Annotated in this window: 15 protein-coding genes; 8 read left to right on the forward strand and 7 right to left on the reverse strand. The window is 66.5% G+C overall.

Annotated elements, in window-relative coordinates:
• The first annotated feature begins 51 nt into the window (after window positions 1-51).
• The 5 genes from G015_RS0111025 to G015_RS0111045 all read left to right on the forward strand — a co-directional run bounded on the left by G015_RS0111025 (window position 52) and on the right by G015_RS0111045 (window position 6,649).
• Window positions 52-450, forward strand: a complete 399-nt coding sequence (locus G015_RS0111025; RefSeq protein ID WP_018139256.1) for a hypothetical protein — start codon at window positions 52-54, stop codon at window positions 448-450.
• Complete coding sequence (locus G015_RS0111030; RefSeq protein WP_038050191.1) at window positions 447-1,517, forward strand: agmatine/peptidylarginine deiminase; 1,071 nt, start codon at window positions 447-449, stop codon at window positions 1,515-1,517. The genes G015_RS0111025 and G015_RS0111030 overlap by 4 nt, the downstream gene beginning before the upstream one ends.
• A 6-nt stretch (window positions 1,518-1,523) precedes the next feature.
• Window positions 1,524-2,423, forward strand: a complete 900-nt coding sequence (locus G015_RS0111035; protein ID WP_020146710.1) for a carbon-nitrogen hydrolase — start codon at window positions 1,524-1,526, stop codon at window positions 2,421-2,423.
• An 89-nt stretch (window positions 2,424-2,512) separates the two neighbouring features.
• Window positions 2,513-5,986 (forward strand): transcription-repair coupling factor, encoded by a 3,474-nt coding sequence (gene mfd / locus G015_RS0111040; protein ID WP_020146711.1) that lies wholly within the window; start codon window positions 2,513-2,515, stop codon window positions 5,984-5,986.
• Window positions 5,987-6,649, forward strand: a complete 663-nt coding sequence (locus G015_RS0111045; protein ID WP_012982593.1) for a CsiV family protein — start codon at window positions 5,987-5,989, stop codon at window positions 6,647-6,649.
• Between the two features lie 40 nt (window positions 6,650-6,689).
• On the opposite strand, the gene G015_RS0111050 is transcribed toward G015_RS0111045, so the two are convergent.
• The 3 genes from G015_RS0111050 to G015_RS0111060 are packed head-to-tail and all read right to left on the reverse strand — an operon-like array spanning window position 6,690 to window position 9,346.
• Window positions 6,690-7,655 (reverse strand): S49 family peptidase, encoded by a 966-nt coding sequence (locus G015_RS0111050; protein ID WP_012982592.1) that lies wholly within the window; start codon window positions 7,653-7,655, stop codon window positions 6,690-6,692.
• Window positions 7,656-7,664: 9 nt separating this feature from the next.
• Window positions 7,665-8,363 (reverse strand): HAD family hydrolase, encoded by a 699-nt coding sequence (locus G015_RS0111055; RefSeq protein WP_012982591.1) that lies wholly within the window; start codon window positions 8,361-8,363, stop codon window positions 7,665-7,667.
• Window positions 8,360-9,346 (reverse strand): RluA family pseudouridine synthase, encoded by a 987-nt coding sequence (locus G015_RS0111060; protein WP_020146712.1) that lies wholly within the window; start codon window positions 9,344-9,346, stop codon window positions 8,360-8,362. The genes G015_RS0111055 and G015_RS0111060 overlap by 4 nt, the downstream gene beginning before the upstream one ends.
• Window positions 9,347-9,778: 432 nt before the next feature.
• Here G015_RS0111060 and G015_RS0111065 point away from each other — a divergent pair, with 432 nt between their 5' ends.
• Window positions 9,779-12,613: an Rne/Rng family ribonuclease gene (locus G015_RS0111065; protein ID WP_018993935.1), complete on the forward strand. Its 2,835-nt coding sequence runs from the start codon at window positions 9,779-9,781 to the stop codon at window positions 12,611-12,613.
• A gap of 74 nt (window positions 12,614-12,687) precedes the next feature.
• Here G015_RS0111065 and G015_RS0111070 read toward each other — a convergent pair whose 3' ends face one another.
• Window positions 12,688-13,182, reverse strand: a complete 495-nt coding sequence (locus tag G015_RS0111070) for a low molecular weight protein-tyrosine-phosphatase (protein WP_018993936.1) — start codon at window positions 13,180-13,182, stop codon at window positions 12,688-12,690.
• A 223-nt stretch (window positions 13,183-13,405) separates the two neighbouring features.
• Here G015_RS0111070 and G015_RS0111075 point away from each other — a divergent pair, with 223 nt between their 5' ends.
• Together G015_RS0111075 and G015_RS0111080 are read left to right on the forward strand one after the other, a co-directional pair.
• Complete coding sequence (locus tag G015_RS0111075; RefSeq protein WP_018993937.1) at window positions 13,406-14,641, forward strand: flagellar hook-length control protein FliK; 1,236 nt, start codon at window positions 13,406-13,408, stop codon at window positions 14,639-14,641.
• 9 nt (window positions 14,642-14,650) lie between these two features.
• Window positions 14,651-15,010, forward strand: coding sequence for an EscU/YscU/HrcU family type III secretion system export apparatus switch protein (locus tag G015_RS0111080; protein ID WP_018993938.1), 360 nt, complete (start codon window positions 14,651-14,653; stop codon window positions 15,008-15,010).
• Between the two features lie 21 nt (window positions 15,011-15,031).
• On the opposite strand, the gene G015_RS0111085 is transcribed toward G015_RS0111080, so the two are convergent.
• The 3 genes from G015_RS0111085 to G015_RS0111095 form a co-directional block, all read right to left on the reverse strand.
• Window positions 15,032-15,451 (reverse strand): DUF2802 domain-containing protein, encoded by a 420-nt coding sequence (locus G015_RS0111085; protein ID WP_018139246.1) that lies wholly within the window; start codon window positions 15,449-15,451, stop codon window positions 15,032-15,034.
• An 83-nt stretch (window positions 15,452-15,534) separates the two neighbouring features.
• Entirely contained in the window at window positions 15,535-15,756 is a 222-nt protein-coding gene (locus tag G015_RS0111090; protein WP_018174320.1) for a hypothetical protein, read from the reverse strand.
• Window positions 15,757-15,855: 99 nt separating this feature from the next.
• Window positions 15,856-16,314 (reverse strand): chemotaxis protein CheW, encoded by a 459-nt coding sequence (locus tag G015_RS0111095; protein WP_018139245.1) that lies wholly within the window; start codon window positions 16,312-16,314, stop codon window positions 15,856-15,858.
• Window positions 16,315-16,390 lie beyond the last annotated feature (76 nt).

Raw genomic sequence — 16,390 nt, forward strand, 5'->3', positions numbered from 1 at the left:
GATGGCACAGACTTTCACGATGGGAGGCACAGCCAACAGGATGACGCTACCATGTGGTTTATCGTCCGCGAGCCATCGGAGATTTGTCTCATGCAAGGGAATCATGCAAAGCCAACGCTTACCCGTCCGCGCGGCCTGCTCGCCGTCGCTGCCGCGGCGGTCCTGGTCATGACCACGGCACTGACCCCATTGACCGTCAACGAGGCGCAGGCCGAGATCCTGCGGGGCACAAGCGGAGACTTCGAAGTGCAAACCCGTGAGGGGCTGCCAGCCCGTGGCCAGAGCCAGTCCGGGGTGCGCAGTCGTCATGGCGAGCCCAGCCAGCGCCATCCCACGGTCGGTGATCCGCCGATCACCCGCTGGGACTACAGCGATTTCTCTGTCGTGTTCGAGGGCGAATACGTGCTGCACAGCATCGTGCACGGCGAACAGACCCCGCGTCGGCCGTGACGGGCGGCGCATCTTCCCCCCATACCCGGCGTCTACCAGCAGAGTGGGAACCGCAGGCCGGTGTTCAGCTCACCTGGCCGCATAGCGGTACCGACTGGGCCGGAGAACTCGACCGGGTCCACCCTGTCTTTGCCACCCTCGCGGCTGCGATCAGCCGTTTCGAGCCGGTGGTGATCGTCGCCCGCGACCCGGAACACATCGAAGAGATCTCCGGATTTCTGGTCGAGGCCGCCATCCGCAACGACCGTCTGTGGTTCGCGCTGGCCGACTCCGACGACACCTGGGCCCGCGACCATGGCCCGATTACCGTACTGGAAGGGCCGCAGCCCCGCCTGCTCGACTTCACCTTCAACGGCTGGGGCGGCAAATTCCCTGCAGAGCATGACAACGCGATCACCACTGCCCTGGCCCAGCAGGGCGTCTTCGGCCCCAACGTGCCGGAGCCCATCGCAATGGTGCTGGAAGGCGGCAGCCTCGAGTCCGACGGCGACGGCACCCTCCTGACAACTGCCCAATGCCTGCTGCAGCCCACACGCAACCCGGACCTGGACAAGGCCACGATCGAGCGCCGCCTGCACGAGCATCTGGGCGCACAACGGGTCCTGTGGCTGGAACATGGTCACCTCGAAGGGGACGACACCGACAGCCACATCGACACCCTCGCCCGCTTCTGCAGCCCGGACACGATCGCCTATGTCCAGTGCGACGACCCCGATGATCCGCACCACGGCGAACTGGCGGCCATGGAGGAGGAGCTGCGCTCGCTGCGCCAGGCCTCCGGCGCGCCCTACCGGCTGATTCCCCTGCCCTGGCCTCGCCCGCAGCGCGGCCCCGATGGCCAGCGCCTGCCGGCGACCTACGCAAACTTCCTGATCCTCAACGATGCCGTCCTGATGCCGGCCTACGACGACCCCGCCGATGCCATCGCGCTCGATCGCCTGACCGAGGCCTTTCCGGGGCGCGAAATCGTGGAAATCGACTGCCGGGCCATCATCCGTCAGGGTGGCAGCCTGCACTGCCTGACCATGCAATACCCCAAGGGCGCCCTTGGCATCCCGGAAGACTGATCTGTGATGACGACCGATACCCTTCCCGTGGCCCTGATCCAGCACCGCGATGCCGGGAGCGTCGAGGCCAACCTGGACGCGACCGCCCAGGCCGTAGCCGATGCCGCGGCGGGCGGGGCTCGCCTGGTCGTGCTGGCCGAGCTGCACACCGGCCCCTACTTCTGCCAGACCGAAGACCCGGAGGTCTTCGACCGCGCCGAGCCCATCCCCGGCCCGTCCACCACGCGCCTGGGACAGATCGCCCGCGACAACAGCGTAGTGCTCGTGACCTCGCTGTTCGAGCGGCGCGCAGCCGGCGTTTACCACAACACCGCAATCGTCTTCGAGGCCGATGGCCGCCCGGCGGGTCTGTACCGCAAGATGCATATCCCGGACGACCCCGGCTATTACGAGAAGTACTACTTCACCCCCGGTGACACCGGCTTCGTCCCGATCGACACCTCGGTAGGGCGGCTGGGCGTGCTGGTCTGCTGGGACCAGTGGTATCCGGAGGCCGCGCGCATCATGGCCCTGTCCGGGGCCCAGTGCCTGATCTACCCGACCGCCATAGGCTGGGACCCGCGCGACGAGGCGGAAGAGCAGACGCGCCAGCGCGAGGCCTGGATCACCGTCCAGCGTGGCCATGCGGTCGCGAACAACCTGCCGGTCCTTGCCTGCAACCGGACCGGGCACGAAGCTGATCCGTCTGAAAGCAGCCCCGGGGCGCAGTTCTGGGGCACCAGCTTCGTTGCGGGCCCGCAGGGCGAGTTCCTGGCGAAGGCGGGCGAGGATCAGCCCGAGATCCTCCGCGCCACCCTGGACCTGGGCCGCACCGAGGCGGTTCGCCGCATGTGGCCCTTCCTGCGCGACCGTCGCATCGACGCCTACAGCCCGATTCTCAAGCGCTACATCGACCGCGCGGACTGACCAATTCAGCATCTTCCCGACGGGGTTCCCGCCGCGACCGGGATCGAATCCGTATAATGCCGGCCCGTTTCCCGGATCGTCGACACTGCATGTCCGAACAGCCGCGCAACCCGCTACAACCCGGTCGCTTTCCCGGCGACGGCTTCGAGATCTGGTCGGGGCTCAATGCCTCGGCCGCTCCCCTGGCACTCGCCCGCGCCGCCGCATCGGCCGAATGGCCGCTGCTGGTCGTCGTCGAGTCGAACGAGGCCGCTGACCGCTGGCAGGAGGAGTGGGACTTCTTTGGTGCCGGGCTCGACCTGCCGGTCATGCGCCTGCCCGACTGGGAGACCCTGCCGTTCGATGTCTTCTCGCCGCACGAGGACATCATCTCCGAGCGGCTGCGCACGCTGTATCACCTCCCCTCGCTGGAGCGCGGGATCATCCTGATCCCGGTCTCCACGCTGATGCAGCGCCTGCCCCCGCGCGACTGGCTGACCACCCAGGGCCTCTCCCTGCGCAATGCCCAGCGCCTGGACCGCATGCAGTTGCGGGAACGGCTGACGGAGGCCGGCTACAGCGCGGTCAACCAGGTCATCAGCCACGGCGAGTTTGCGGCACGCGGGGAGATCCTGGATCTGTTCCCGATGGGCGCCGAGGAGCCGGTGCGCATCGAGTTTCTCGACGACGAGATCGATTCCCTGCGCCATTTCGACCCGGAGACCCAGCGCTCCACGGAAAAGGTCGAGCGCGTCGAGATCCTGCCCAGCCACGAGTTTCCGCTGAACGAGGATTCCATCCGCGCGTTCCGCACCCGCTACCGCGAGCAGTTCAGTGGCGATCCCAGTCGCCACCCGATCTACCGGGACATCAGCGAAGGCCTGGTTCCCCCGGGCATCGAAGCCTACCTGCCCCTGTTCTTCGAGGGCATGGACAGCGTATTCGACTACGCCCCTCAGGCTCGCGTCGTGCAGGCCGGCAATATCGCCGACGCCGCGCAGGAGTATGCCCGCGAGATCGCCGACCGCTTCGAGCAACTGAGCCACCAGGTGGAACGCCCCCTGCTGCCACCGGAGCGCCTCTATCTCGACGAGTCGGCCCTGAACGAGGCGCTGCGCGCCCGCGCCGGTATTGCCCTGGGCGGCGAGCCGCCGCAGCCGCTACCGGCAGACCGAGGCAGGACCGTGCCCTTCACCTGCGACGCCCTCCCCGAACTGGGAATGGAACACGGCAAGGATTCCCCCGCCGAACGCCTGAAGCGCTTTGTCGGGGAACAGGAGCGGGTCCTGCTCACCGCCGAGTCCGCCGGCCGGCGCGAGGCCCTGCTCACACTGCTGCGCGAACAGGATGTGCCGCACCACGCCGTCGATGACTGGGAGGCCTTCCTGGGGGGCGAGCCCGGCCTCAGCGTGACAGTCGGTGCGCTGAGCGAAGGGTTCCGACTGCCGGACGGGATCGTGCTCGTGCCGGAGTCCGCCATCCTCGGCGAACGCGCGCGGCAATCCCGCCGGCGCAACCGCCCCACCCGCGATGCCGATGCCGTCATCCAGAACCTCAGCGACCTGACAGTCGGGGCCCCGGTCGTCCACGAAGAACAGGGCGTGGGCCGCTACCTGGGCCTCCAGACGCTGGATTTCAGTGGCCAGCCGTCAGAGTTCCTGACACTGGAGTACGCCGATGGCGCCAAGCTCTATGTCCCGGTCTCCTCGCTGCACCTGATCAGCCGCTATACCGGAGCCGATGCAGAACACGCCCCACTCCACCGCCTGGGCAGCGAGCAGTGGAACCGCGCCCGCCGCAAGGCCGCCGAGAAGGCGCGCGATGTCGCCGCCGAGCTGCTGGAGGTCCACGCTCGGCGCGCCGCCAAGCAGGGGACGGCGTTTGCGACCGAGACCCCCGAGTATCACGCCTTTGCGGCTGCCTTCCCGTTCGAGGAAACCGCCGATCAGCTCCAGGCAATCGACGCGGTACTGACCGACATGGCTGACACGCGGCCGATGGACCGCGTGATCTGCGGCGATGTCGGCTTCGGCAAGACCGAGGTCGCGATGCGCGCCGCATTCGTCGCCGTGCAGAACAATCGCCAGGTGGCCGTGCTGGTCCCGACCACCCTGCTCGCCCAGCAGCACCATCAGAACTTCAGCGACCGCTTCGCCGACTGGCCCGTCCGCATCGAGTCCCTGTCGCGCTTTCGCAGTGCCAAGCAGCAGGCCGCCGTGCTGGAAGGGCTGAAGGAAGGCAAGGTCGATATCGTGATCGGCACGCACAAGCTGCTGCAGTCGAACCTGGACTTCTCCAACCTCGGGCTCGTGATCGTGGACGAGGAACAACGCTTTGGCGTGCGCCACAAGGAGGCGCTGAAGAGACTGCGCGCCGAGGTCGACATGCTGACCATGACCGCAACCCCGATCCCGCGCACGCTGAACATGGCCCTGTCCGGGCTGCGCGACCTCTCGGTGATCACCACCCCGCCGCGCGAACGCCTGGCAATCAAGACCTTCGTCAACGAGTGGAACGACGCGATCATCCAGGAGGCCTGCCTGCGCGAGATTCGCCGCGGTGGCCAGGTGTACTTCGTGCACAACGAGGTCAACACCATCGAACGCATGGCGGAACAGATTCGTGCGCTGCTGCCGGGCGCCCGCATCGGTATCGCCCACGGCCAGATGCGCGAACGCGAACTCGAACAGGTGATGCTCGACTTCTACCATCGGCGCTACAACATCCTGGTCTGCTCCACCATCATCGAGACCGGCATCGATGTACCCACCGCAAATACGATCGTGATGAATCGCGCGGACAAGCTGGGCCTCGCCCAGATGCACCAGCTGCGCGGCCGCGTCGGGCGCTCCCACCACCGGGCCTACGCCTACCTGGTCACGCCGCCGGAAAAAGCCATGTCGGCCGACGCGCGCAAGCGCCTGGAGGCGATCGCCTCGCTGGAGGATCTCGGCGTGGGCTTCACGCTCGCCAGCCACGACCTCGAGATCCGGGGCGCTGGCGAGTTGCTGGGTGACGAGCAAAGCGGCCAGATCCAGGAAGTCGGCTTCTCGATGTACAACGACCTGCTCAACCGCGCGGTCAACGCCCTGCGCTCCGGCAAGATGCCCGAACTGGAGACCCCGGAGACCCCCGGAACGGAGGTCGAGCTGGGGCTGCCCGCCCTGCTCCCGGATGCCTACGTGCCGGATGTGCACACACGCCTGATCCTCTACAAGCGCGTCAGCAGCGCCGAGAACAGCGATGCACTGCGCGAACTGGAGGTGGAACTGGTGGATCGTTTCGGCCTGCTGCCCGATCCGGCGAAGGCCCTGTTCGAGGCGGCCCGCCTGCGGCTCAAGCTGACGCCGCTGGGGATCCGCAAACTGGAACTGGGCCCGGCCGGCGGACGCTTCGTTTTTGGACCCAATCCCGAAATCGATATCGCCGCCCTGATCGAACTGGTGCAATCCGACCCGAATGCCTACAAACTGGATGGCCAGAAGGCTTTCCGCTTTTATGCCGAAATGGAGACTCTGGAGGCTCGCTCTCAGGCCGTCCAGCGTCTGATCCATACCATCAGCCCGAAACAACAGGCCGCCTGAATGCCCGCCAACACCAATCGCCCCGACCCGAACCGCCGCAGGCTCGTCAGCAGCCTCGCCCTCCTGCCACTACTCGGGCTTGGGACAACGGCCACCGCCCAGGTCGGCCGCCGCTACCGCATCGAGCTGGTCATCTTCGAGCACACGACCGCGGAGAGCCGGCGCCTGCAGGAGGAGATCGCCTCCGTGCGCGAACCCAACCTGGCAGGATCCGAACTGGGTGGGCGCATCTATCAGGATTCTCGGCGCGGCTTCGAGTTGCAACGGGCGGCCAGTCGGGTCGAAGACTCCGGCACCGGGCGTGTGATCGCGCGTCTGGCCTGGGATCAGCTGGGCCGCGATCATAGCGCCACCCCCTGGCTCAAGGTGCAGCAGGGCCGCCGTCTTGGGGCGCGTCAGGCTGTGTTTGGCGATTCCACCACCGCAGCGCAGCCGATCGTAGTGGACGAAGACCGCTACGAACTGGAGGGCCGGCTACGGGTATGGGTCGGGCGTTTCCTCCACCTGGAGACCGACCTCATCTATCACATCGACCGTGACGGGGCCGAACCGCTCGGGGTGGCCGTGCGCGGCCACCAGCGCATGAACTCCGGCAGCCAGCTCTTCTACCTGGACCACCCGGTCGTCGGGATCATCGCCCGCGTGACGCGGCTGGACAGCTAGTCCGGACGGAAACAGGCGTCACCCCGCCTGTTTTGCCGGCTCAGCGCCAGTTGGGCTTGGTCTCCATCGCCAGCCAGCTCTGCAGCGCCGACATGCCCAGGTCCTCGAACAGAAGCTGCAGGGCGCTGCGGCGCGGCTTGAAGGTCACCATTTTCTCGACACCAATCACGTCGCGTGCGACCGACTGATCCGTCCCCAGACCATCGATAAGGCCCAGATCCACCGCGCGTTGACCGGTCCAGATCAGGCCGTCGAACAGCTCCTCGTTTTCGGCCAGACGATCTCCCCGCCCCTGGCGGACCACATCGACGAACTGCTGGTGCAGCCCGTCCATCAGGTCATGGATATGGCTCACGTGACCCTCGTCGAGCGGCAGAAACGGATCCAGCAGGGCCTTGTTCTCCCCGGAGGTGAACAGCCGCCGTTCGACACCAATGTTCTCCAGCAGATCCACCACGCCAAAGCTGTCCAGGCGCACCCCGATCGAACCGACCATGCTGGCCTGGCTGGCGTAAATCTCGTCGGCCGCCACGGCGATGTAGTAGGCGGCCGAGGCCCCGATATCGGTGACGACCGCATAGACCGGGATGTCCTCGTGCTCGTCCTTCAGCCGCAGGATCTCGTCATGGATCGCGGCGGCCTGCACCGGACTCCCGCCCCCACTGTTGATGCGCAGCATCACGGCGCGAGTGCCATCCGCCTCGAACGCCCGTTTCAGGGTCTTGTTGAGCTCTTCCGCGTTGGCCCGAGCACTCGACGCGATCAGTCCGTCGACCTCGACAACGGCCACGTGCTCTTCGGGCTCGCGGTCGTCCTCGAACCAGGCGGTCAAGCCCATATCGCCGCCCCGCACCAGAACCAGCAGGGCGAACAGATAGATGAACAGCAGCAGCTTGAAGAAGATTCCCCAGCGCCGGGCACGCCGCTGTTCCACCACCTGGGCCTGGACCAGACGCTCCAGCGTCTCGCGCTCCCAGCCCGGCTTGTTCTCGTTCGACCAACCCATCGTTTGTCCTCAGTCCTCGGGAAGCGGCTCCGACTGCCGCAGGAGATCCAGCAGTTCCTTCAGGTCGCGGGCCACGGCCAGCGGGCGCTCAGCGCTCAGCCGGCGGTGATCGTGGACCCCATGTGTCACGGCCAGCGACGGGACGCCGGCTGCGCGAGCCATCTGCAGATCATAAACGCTATCACCGACCATCCGTGCCCGGGAACGTTCCACCCCGCAGCGCGCCATCACATGTTCCAGCATCACCGGACTGGGTTTCGACGGATGCTCGTCCCCGCAGGCCGTCGCGACAAAACGTCCCATGAGGCCGGCGGCTTCCAGGGCCTGGTCCAGCCCCGCCCGCGACTTGCCGGTCGCAACGCCCAGCAGCACGCCGCGTTCGTCAAGCCAGTCGAGCAAGGGCTCGACATGCGCGAACAGGGGCGTCTCTGGCGCATCGGTGGCGCCCAGATAGCACTGGCGATAGGTGGTGGCGAACGCCCCCACGAACGCAGAGTCGGCGCCCGGGAACAGTCTCTCTACCGCGGCCTCCACGCCCAGGCCAATAATATCGCGCAGCTCGCTTTCCGCGGGCGTCTCGCGCCCCAGGGCCGCACAGGCCCGCTGCAGGCAGTGAACAATCCGGCGTGGCGAATCCATCAGCGTCCCGTCCCAGTCGAATACGACCAGGCGCAAGGCATCCCCCTCCGGTGGCAGCAGTGTGCTCATCCGGACGCTTCGGGGCTTGCGAGCGCATCGAGGATCGACTGCAGCTCGTCCGGCAGCGGCGCGGAGTACACATGCGACTCGCTGGCCGAATCCTCGTACTGCAGGGCCTGGGCGTGCAGAAACAGGCGTTTCAGGCCTGCCCCGCGCAGTACCCGGTTTGCATCGGGCAATCCGTAGTCGTGATCGCCGCCAACGGGATGGCCAATCGCCTGGCCATGTACGCGGATTTGGTGGGTCCGTCCGGTACCGATCCGTACCTCGGCCAACTGAAAGGATCCAAAACGTTCCAGCGGCACGAACTGGCTGATCGCCGAGCGGGCACTCTCGGGGTCGGCATCCTCCCCCGCACGCATGCGGCGTTTCCCGTCCTGACCCCGACTGGAGGCAATCGGTTCGTCGCACACAATGGGCTGATCGTTGGGGAACGCCCCCACCAGCAGCGCCAGATAGCGCTTCTCCACACGCCCCTCGCGCAGCGCCGCGTGGAAGTCCTGCAATCCCGCGCGAGTCTTGGCCAGCAGCAGGCAGCCGCTGGTCTCGCGATCCAGCCGATGCCCCAGCTCCAGCTCGCAACCGGGACGCAGCTGGCGCATCGCCTCGATGATCCCGAAGGCCAGGCCGCTGCCGCCATGCACCGCAAGGCCCGAGGGCTTGTCGAGGACCAGGACCTGGTCGTCTTCATGCAAGATGGAGCGGCGCAGTCGGTCCAGGACCCCCGGGGGGATGTCCCGCTCGACGGCCTCGGGCCGGTCCAGGTCCGGCACGCGCACCTCCGAGCCGACACTCAGCCGCTGGGTCACCTTGGCACGGCGCCCATCGACCCGGATCGCCCCCTTGCGCACCAGGCGGTAGATCAGACTTTTGGGAACTCCCTTGAGCTCGCGCAGGAGGAAGTTATCCAGGCGCTGGCCATCCCCGCGCTCGGTGACCGAGAGCGTACGAGGCCCAGAGGGAGATTGCGGCTGACGGGGACGTGCTTTCATCGGGCGCGATCCTACCTCAGGCGCGCCATCCTAACCATGTACCCTGGCATTTCCGCGACGAAAAAACTTGCCCAATCGGGGGGTTATGCCCTACATTGGCGCACGGTACCTGCTGGCGGATATTGCGCCCGGGCGCCTCGAATTACCCGCCGATCTGGTCCTGCACAGTGCGACTACATGCGACCAGACGGCCATCGCCCAAAAGCGAACCTGTGACACTATTTCTTCTAACCCAGTCCTGTCTCCCCGGCCCCGCATCCCGCGGACGGCTGGTCCCGTGGCTATTGGTGAACACCTGGCTGGCGCGTTGGATTCCTCTTCGCGCCGCCATGGCGGGCATGCGTCTCGAAACGTCGACGTGCCGCCTCCGTTCCGCACCACACGGCCCCGGGCTTGTGACCGACGTACAGGACGACCGACCGAGTCCATTGCATGAAACGCATCCTGATCAATGCCACGCAGCCCGAAGAGCTGCGCGTGGCCATGGTCGACGGCCAGCGGCTGTACGACCTCGATATCGAACTGCCCTCGCGCGAGCGCAAGAAGGCCAACATCTACAAGGCCAAGATCACCCGCGTCGAGCCAAGCCTCGAAGCCGCGTTTGTTAATTTCGGCGCCGAGCGCCACGGCTTTCTCCCGTTCAAGGAGATCGCCCCCTCCGCGGTTGGCGCGCCGGCCGACAGCGACAAGCCCATCCGCGAGCTGCTAAAGGAAGGGACCCAGCTTCTCGTCCAGGTGGAGAAGGAAGAACGAGGCAACAAGGGTGCCGCGCTGACCACCTATATCAGCCTGGCCGGGCGCTACCTGGTCCTGATGCCGAACAATCCCAAGGCCGGTGGCGTCTCGCGACGCATTGAGGGCGAAGATCGCGCGGAACTGCGCGAGGCCCTGTCCGGCCTGACCATGCCCGATGGCATGGGCGTGATCGCCCGCACCGCCGGCGTAGGCCGCAGCACCGAAGAACTGCAATGGGACCTCGACTACATGACGGCCCTTTGGTCGGCCGTGACCGAGGCGGCGGAAAAGGCCAACGCCCCGGCGCTGATCCACCAGGAAAGCAACGTGATCATCCGCGCCCTGCGCGATCACATGCGCAATGACGTCGGCGAGGTGATCATCGACGACGAAGCCGTCTATCAGCAGGCGGAGGACTTCGTCCGACTGGTGATGCCGAACAGCCAGCGCAAGCTGAAGAAGTACGACGACCCCGTCCCGCTGTTCAACCGCTATCAGATCGAAAGTCAGATCGAGAGCGCCTTCGATCGCGACGTGCAGCTCCCCTCCGGCGGCGCCCTGGTCATCGACCATACCGAGGCCCTGATCTCCATCGACGTGAACTCCGCCCGCTCCACCAAGGGTGGCGATATCGAGGAGACCGCCTTCCACACCAATCTGGAAGCCGCTGAAGAGGTGGCGCGCCAGCTGCGCGTGCGAGATCTGGGCGGCCTGATCGTGATCGATTTCATCGACATGAGCGCCAACAAGCATCAGCGAGAAGTGGAAAACCGTCTCCGCGAAGCGCTCGAGCTCGATCGCGCGCGGGTCCAGGTGGGCCGCATCAGTCGCTTTGGGCTGCTGGAGATGTCGCGCCAGCGCCTGCGTTCGTCGCTCGGCGAGTCCAGCCAGATCACCTGCCCCCGCTGCCAGGGGCATGGCCAGGTGCGCAGCGTCGAGTCGCTAGCCCTGTCGATCCTGCGCCTGATCGAAGAAGAGGCGATGAAAGACCGCACCGGCCTCGTCCTGGCGCAGGTCCCGGTCGATGTCGGCACCTTCCTGCTGAACGAAAAACGTTCATCGATCAACGAGATCGAGGCACGCCATCGGGTCGATATCAGTATCGTCCCGAACCCGCAGTACCTGACACCGAAGTTCGAGGTCCAGCGCGTGCGCGGCGACGAACGCGAAGAGGTCGTCAGTGGCCGCGGATCGCACGAACTCGTGGAGTCCGTCGAAGAGGATGTCGACCCGCACGGCGAACGCCGCGGCAAAGTGGAGAAGCCCCTGGTCCAGGGTGTGAAGGTCAAGGCCCCGGCCCCGATGGCCGAGTCGCCCGCCCCTCAAACGCCCAGCGAGCCGGTGCAGCAACCCGGGTTCTTTACCCGCATCTGGTCCTCCCTGTTCCCCAATGCGGCCCGGACCCCGGAGCCTGAAGCAGAAGAGCAAGAGAAAGACGAGGGGCGCAAGCGCGGCAAAGGCGGGCAGCAGCGAGCCAGCCGCGGTAATGGAAGCAACCGTGGGGGCGGCTCCAACCGGCGCCGTGGCGCACGAGACGACGGCGGTGACAAGCGTGATGCAGCGAAGCCGTCAGGTAACGGCAAAGGCGAGCCCCGTCAGGACGCCAGCAGCGCCGGTAGTGAAGACGGCGGCAAAGGCGGCCGATCGCGACGGCGTGGTAGCGCCAGTGGTGGCGCCGGCACCAAGGCTCGCGAAACCGAACCCAAGGCCGCCAAACCGAAGGCGGAAGGGGGCGAGGCAGCCGCAACATCCGAGGAACCGGCATCGCCTTCCGGGAACGGCCCGTCCACTTCCGACGACGATAGCGGCAAGGGCCGTGCCCGTTCGCGCCGCTCGCGCCGGGGCGGGCGCCGTCGTGGCGGCCGCGGCCGCTCCGGAAGCGGTGACGACAGCTCGGGTAATGAAAACGCCGAGAACCAGGATGCCGGTACTTCGAAGGAAGGTGACAAGTCCGCCTCCTCGCCCCAGGACAGCGAGACCACCAAGAAGCCAGCCGTGCAGGACTCGGGCAAGGGCGACAGCCAGCCACCCAGCGGCGAGTCCAAACCGGCCGCTAGGGAAAAATCAGCCGAGAAGGACTCCGGCCAGGAAACCGGTGGCAAAAGCGAAAAGGCGCCTGAAGACAAAGGTGCGGTAAGCGACAAGCCTCAGGCCCAGGAGAAGCCAACCCGCGAGCCTGGCAAGGCGGAAAAAGGGTCGGAAGAGGCGCCCAAGGCTGCCTCCGGCACACGTCGGGCAAAGGGAAGCGCTCAATCGTCCAAAACGGATGACGCGAAGGACAAGGGTGATTCTGGATCGCACACCGAGAATCGCCCTTCCGAAGCCGCCAAAACGGATGACAGCTCCGCATCGAAGCCGTCTCGTGGCAAGAAAAGCGATGCCAAGCCCGCGCCCGAGAAGGCCGCACCCGCCGAGGCCAGCGGTTCTGCCCGGTCGGAGCCGGCCTCGGCACCCCCGACCGACAAGCCGGCCAGCAAGCCGGAACCGGCGGCTGAGTCTTCGAGCAGCCCGGACGACAAGCCGCGCGATTGAGCTGGAAACCGGCCGATAACGTTTATCGCGTTATCGGCCGGTGGGAGAACGCCCCGGCCGCCTGACCGGGGTCTTCAGGAGACGCGCTCCAGCGCGTGTTCCCGGCAGATGTGGTCCAGCAGGCCGTCGCTGGCGGCCTCGACGAGATCCATCACATGAACGAAGCCATCCGGCCCGCCATAGTACGGGTCCGGTACTTCGCGCTCGGGATGGTCCTGGGCGAACTCCAGGAAACGGTGCAACCGCGCGCGGGCGCCATTCGGCTGGATCTGCTGGGCATTGCGATAGTTCGCCTCGTCCATCGTCAGGATGTAGTCGAACGTCTCGAAGTCGTCCGCCTCCAGCTGCCGCGCCCGCAACTGCTCGAGATCGTAGCCCCGGCGGCTCGCCTCCTCGCGGGCGCGCGGGTCCGGCCGTGCCCCAACGTGATAACCCGCCGTACCCGCCGAATCCACCTCGATGGCGGACTCCAGACCATGGGCGCGCACGCGTGCCTGGAAGACACCGTGAGCCATGGGCGAGCGGCAGATATTGCCCAGACAAACCATCAGCACTCGAATCTTTTGCATGCCTTCTTTTGTGTTCGCGAAATGAACACACAGCATAGCAAAGCCCCGCTCCGATGCCCGCCCGTAGGCGCGGCGGACACGGTGTGCGATGCTGTTGGCATGCCTGCTGTGCGGGCAGCCGCTTCCCAAGCGACTCGGAGCACCGATGCCCGACTTTACCGGCCCTCGCCCAACCGGATTGCCCGCAGGCGGCCTTGATCGGGTAGCCCCGCGAGCGAGCGCGATGCCGACGCTTGAGACCGGCACCCGGCTACAGGTCCAGATCGTCGGGCAACTGGCCGAACGGGGAGTTCAACTGCGCCCGCTGACGTCGTCCGGCGCGCAAAGCGTGGACACCCGCGCGCCCATCTTCAATGCCCAGCTGGCGACTCCACTACCCAACGCCCTGCTACGCGGCAACCAGTCCGGTCCACGCATCGCCCTCGCCGAGGTGACCCGCACAGAGCCGCGCCTGGAGGTGAGGCTGCTACCCCTGCCCTCTGGCACCACCCTGGCGACCGGTTCGCCCTCGCCCCCGGCGCCGACTTCACCATCGAATCCGTCGGTCGGCCAGCACGACGCCACGCAGTGGCTGTTGCGCGAGTTGCGCCACCAGATACCGGGGGCGCGAGGCCTGGCCGGTGGCATGCAAACGATTCAGAACACGCTGGCCACGGCCATAGCAGCCGGCGCGCCACCCACAGCGAGCGAAGCCCGACTGCTGCCGGCGATGAACCGCCTGATCGAACTGACACCTCCTGCCGTTCGCCTGACCAGCCCCGATAGCCTGAATCGCCATATCCAGCAGTCCGGCCTGTGGCTGGAGGCCATGCTCGCTCAGGGGGGTCGAACCAATACCTCTGCCACGGCCGCTCAGGATCTCAAGGCCCAGCTGCTGCGCGTCGCCGAACACCTGCGCCAATCGGCCGAGACCCGTTCCCCTCTGCCAACCCCCGCGGCTGCGACGCCGGCCCCACCCGCGCCCACCACGGCGGGCCTGCCTCCCACGGGGGCGCTGGCCGGGCTCATCGAAGGGATGCTGAAGCGCATTACCACGCTGCAACTGCATTCACTGCAGCCCAGCACGCAGGGAGACGACGAGTCGCACCCCCGCTGGTTCTTCGAGCTACCCTTTCGCAGCCCGCAAGGGCTTCACTCGCTGGCCGGCCAGTTACAGCACGAGGCTGGCCGCCCCCCCGAACGCGCCGAGGGATGGACTCTTGTGCTGGATCTCGATTTGCAGGCCCTCGGCCCTACCCGTGTCGCCCTTGCGCTGCGCGATGACCGGGTATCCGTTCATTTCACCGCAGAACGCCCGGAAACCGCCCAACGCCTGCGCGCCGGCACGCCGGAACTCCATCAGCGCCTGGCCGGGCGGGACTTGACCGTCGGATCGCTCTCGGTGCGAGAAGGTCAGGTGGAGCCACAGGATCCGGCGAGCCTTACCTTGCGTGACGGGCTGCTGGACGAGCGCGCCTGAAGGCTTGAGATGAGCAAGCGACGCCCCCCTCACGATCACGACGAGCCGTACGTCGCCCCCCGCGGCCCCCGCCGGCAGCAAGCGGTGGCACTGGAATGGGATCGGCAACGAGCGCCGCGGATCACCGCGAGCGGCAGTGGTGTCACCGCCGAGCAGATCCTGCGAATCGCCGAGGAACACGGGATTCCCCTGCACCAGGACCCGGGCCTGACCGAGGCGCTCGCACAGGTACCGCTGGGCGAAGAGGTCCCGGAGAGTCTTTATGTCGCGGTGGCCGAGGTCCTTGCGTATGTATTTGTGCTTGCGGGCATCACACCCGAGGACCGCGAACAGGGATACCGCCGCGACGATTCAACATCGGGCGAGTGAAGACACAAGCAGTAGCAGGGACTAACGACGACCCGCAGAGCCGGGGGCGTGCAGACTGTACAGGAGGTCCAGCTCGGTGGTGGTCAGGCCGCACATCCGGCGGACTTCTTCGCGCTCACGGCCCTGCCGAATAAGCTCGATCGCCTGCTGATAGGCGCCATCATCGGCGTCACGGGCCCGCAGCTCGCTTTGCTGGTCGTTGAGGCGCTCCAGTGCGCGCTGCACCGCGGATTGCGCCTGGCTGTGGTTGACCACCCCCTGGGAGATGACCTTCATCGCACCCTGCAGCGCCATCACCGAGGTCGCCTGACGCTGGTAGTCCTGGCGCAACGTCGCGAGCTGGCGCCGCAGGGTTAACACAAGCGAGACGGACAGCACTGCAACGACGGTCGCCACCAGGGCGATTGCCGCGACAATCCAAACCAGAATGCCTTCCCCCATCGACCCAATACTCCCAGCGACTCAGACTCGATTGTCGCGTGAAATGCACTGATACACCACCCGGGGCCGACTGGAGGGGTCCGTCAGGCGTAATCGTCGATCAAGCCCTTACGGGGGCGCTGGCGTCGGTCGCGCGGGGAACGCTGTTGCGCAGGCTTTACGGCCGGACGCAGCACGGGGTCCCGGTCGTGGTCATCACTGAGCGTCCGCCCGGGCACGGTCGTATGGACCGGGCGAACCGTGGAGTTCGTGGTCGGCGGCTGCACGGGGCGAACCGTACGATCCGGCTGCAGTTCATCCACCATCGCCCCACCTCCCCTCCGCATGCCGCGTTTCGGAGCCACTCTCAGGTTTGATCCTCTCCAATACGCGGCGGTTCCAGTTCGCCGAATGCCCCGCGGTTTCTACAGCTCCCGCAACTGGGCCCATTCCTCGTCAGACAGGAGCTTGTTCAGGTCGACCAGGATCGTGAGCCCCTGCTCCGTGCTCGTCACCCCCTGGATGAACCGCGAACTGTCGTCATTTCCGACTTCCGGCGCGGGCTCGACCGAATCCAGCGAGATCCGCACGACCTCCGAGACCGAGTCCACCAGGATGCCGACATTCTGGTTGTCGACATCGATGATCACGATGCGCGAGGCCTCGTCCGGCTCGCGGTCCTCCAGGCCCATACGGCGGCGCGCGTCGATCACGGTCACGACGTTGCCCCGCAGGTTGATAATGCCAAGGATATAGTCCGGCACACCGGGAACAGGCGCGATCTCGGTGACCTTCAGCACCTCCTGCACCTGCAGGACGTCAATCGCGTAGGTCTCCTCCGCGAGACTGAACGTCACATACGGGGCCGTATCGGCCTTGGCCATCGCTTCTACGTCTTGTGCGCTGCTCATGTCGTCCTCGTCGCTCGCGGACCCTGTTGCGGGCCCGGTGTTCGGTTCC

It is taken from the genome of Thioalkalivibrio sp. ALJ15 (genome assembly GCF_000383695.1).
In the GTDB taxonomy this organism is placed as follows: Bacteria; Pseudomonadota; Gammaproteobacteria; order Ectothiorhodospirales; family Ectothiorhodospiraceae; genus Thioalkalivibrio.

Bases quoted from the DNA above. Each gene is read 5' to 3' on its own strand.
- G015_RS0111025 (WP_018139256.1), top strand. From the start codon at position 52: ATGTGGTTTATCGTCCGCGAGCCATCGGAGATTTGTCTCATGCAAGGG.
- G015_RS0111035 (WP_020146710.1), top strand. From the start codon at position 1,524: ATGACGACCGATACCCTTCCCGTGGCCCTGATCCAGCACCGCGATGCC.
- mfd (WP_020146711.1), top strand. From the start codon at position 2,513: ATGTCCGAACAGCCGCGCAACCCGCTACAACCCGGTCGCTTTCCCGGC.
- G015_RS0111045 (WP_012982593.1), top strand. From the start codon at position 5,987: ATGCCCGCCAACACCAATCGCCCCGACCCGAACCGCCGCAGGCTCGTC.
- G015_RS0111050 (WP_012982592.1), bottom strand. From the start codon at position 7,655: ATGGGTTGGTCGAACGAGAACAAGCCGGGCTGGGAGCGCGAGACGCTG.
- G015_RS0111055 (WP_012982591.1), bottom strand. From the start codon at position 8,363: ATGAGCACACTGCTGCCACCGGAGGGGGATGCCTTGCGCCTGGTCGTA.
- G015_RS0111060 (WP_020146712.1), bottom strand. From the start codon at position 9,346: ATGAAAGCACGTCCCCGTCAGCCGCAATCTCCCTCTGGGCCTCGTACG.
- G015_RS0111065 (WP_018993935.1), top strand. From the start codon at position 9,779: ATGAAACGCATCCTGATCAATGCCACGCAGCCCGAAGAGCTGCGCGTG.
- G015_RS0111070 (WP_018993936.1), bottom strand. From the start codon at position 13,182: ATGCAAAAGATTCGAGTGCTGATGGTTTGTCTGGGCAATATCTGCCGC.
- G015_RS0111075 (WP_018993937.1), top strand. From the start codon at position 13,406: ATGCCGACGCTTGAGACCGGCACCCGGCTACAGGTCCAGATCGTCGGG.
- G015_RS0111080 (WP_018993938.1), top strand. From the start codon at position 14,651: ATGAGCAAGCGACGCCCCCCTCACGATCACGACGAGCCGTACGTCGCC.
- G015_RS0111085 (WP_018139246.1), bottom strand. From the start codon at position 15,451: ATGGGGGAAGGCATTCTGGTTTGGATTGTCGCGGCAATCGCCCTGGTG.
- G015_RS0111090 (WP_018174320.1), bottom strand. From the start codon at position 15,756: ATGGTGGATGAACTGCAGCCGGATCGTACGGTTCGCCCCGTGCAGCCG.
- G015_RS0111095 (WP_018139245.1), bottom strand. From the start codon at position 16,314: ATGGCCAAGGCCGATACGGCCCCGTATGTGACGTTCAGTCTCGCGGAG.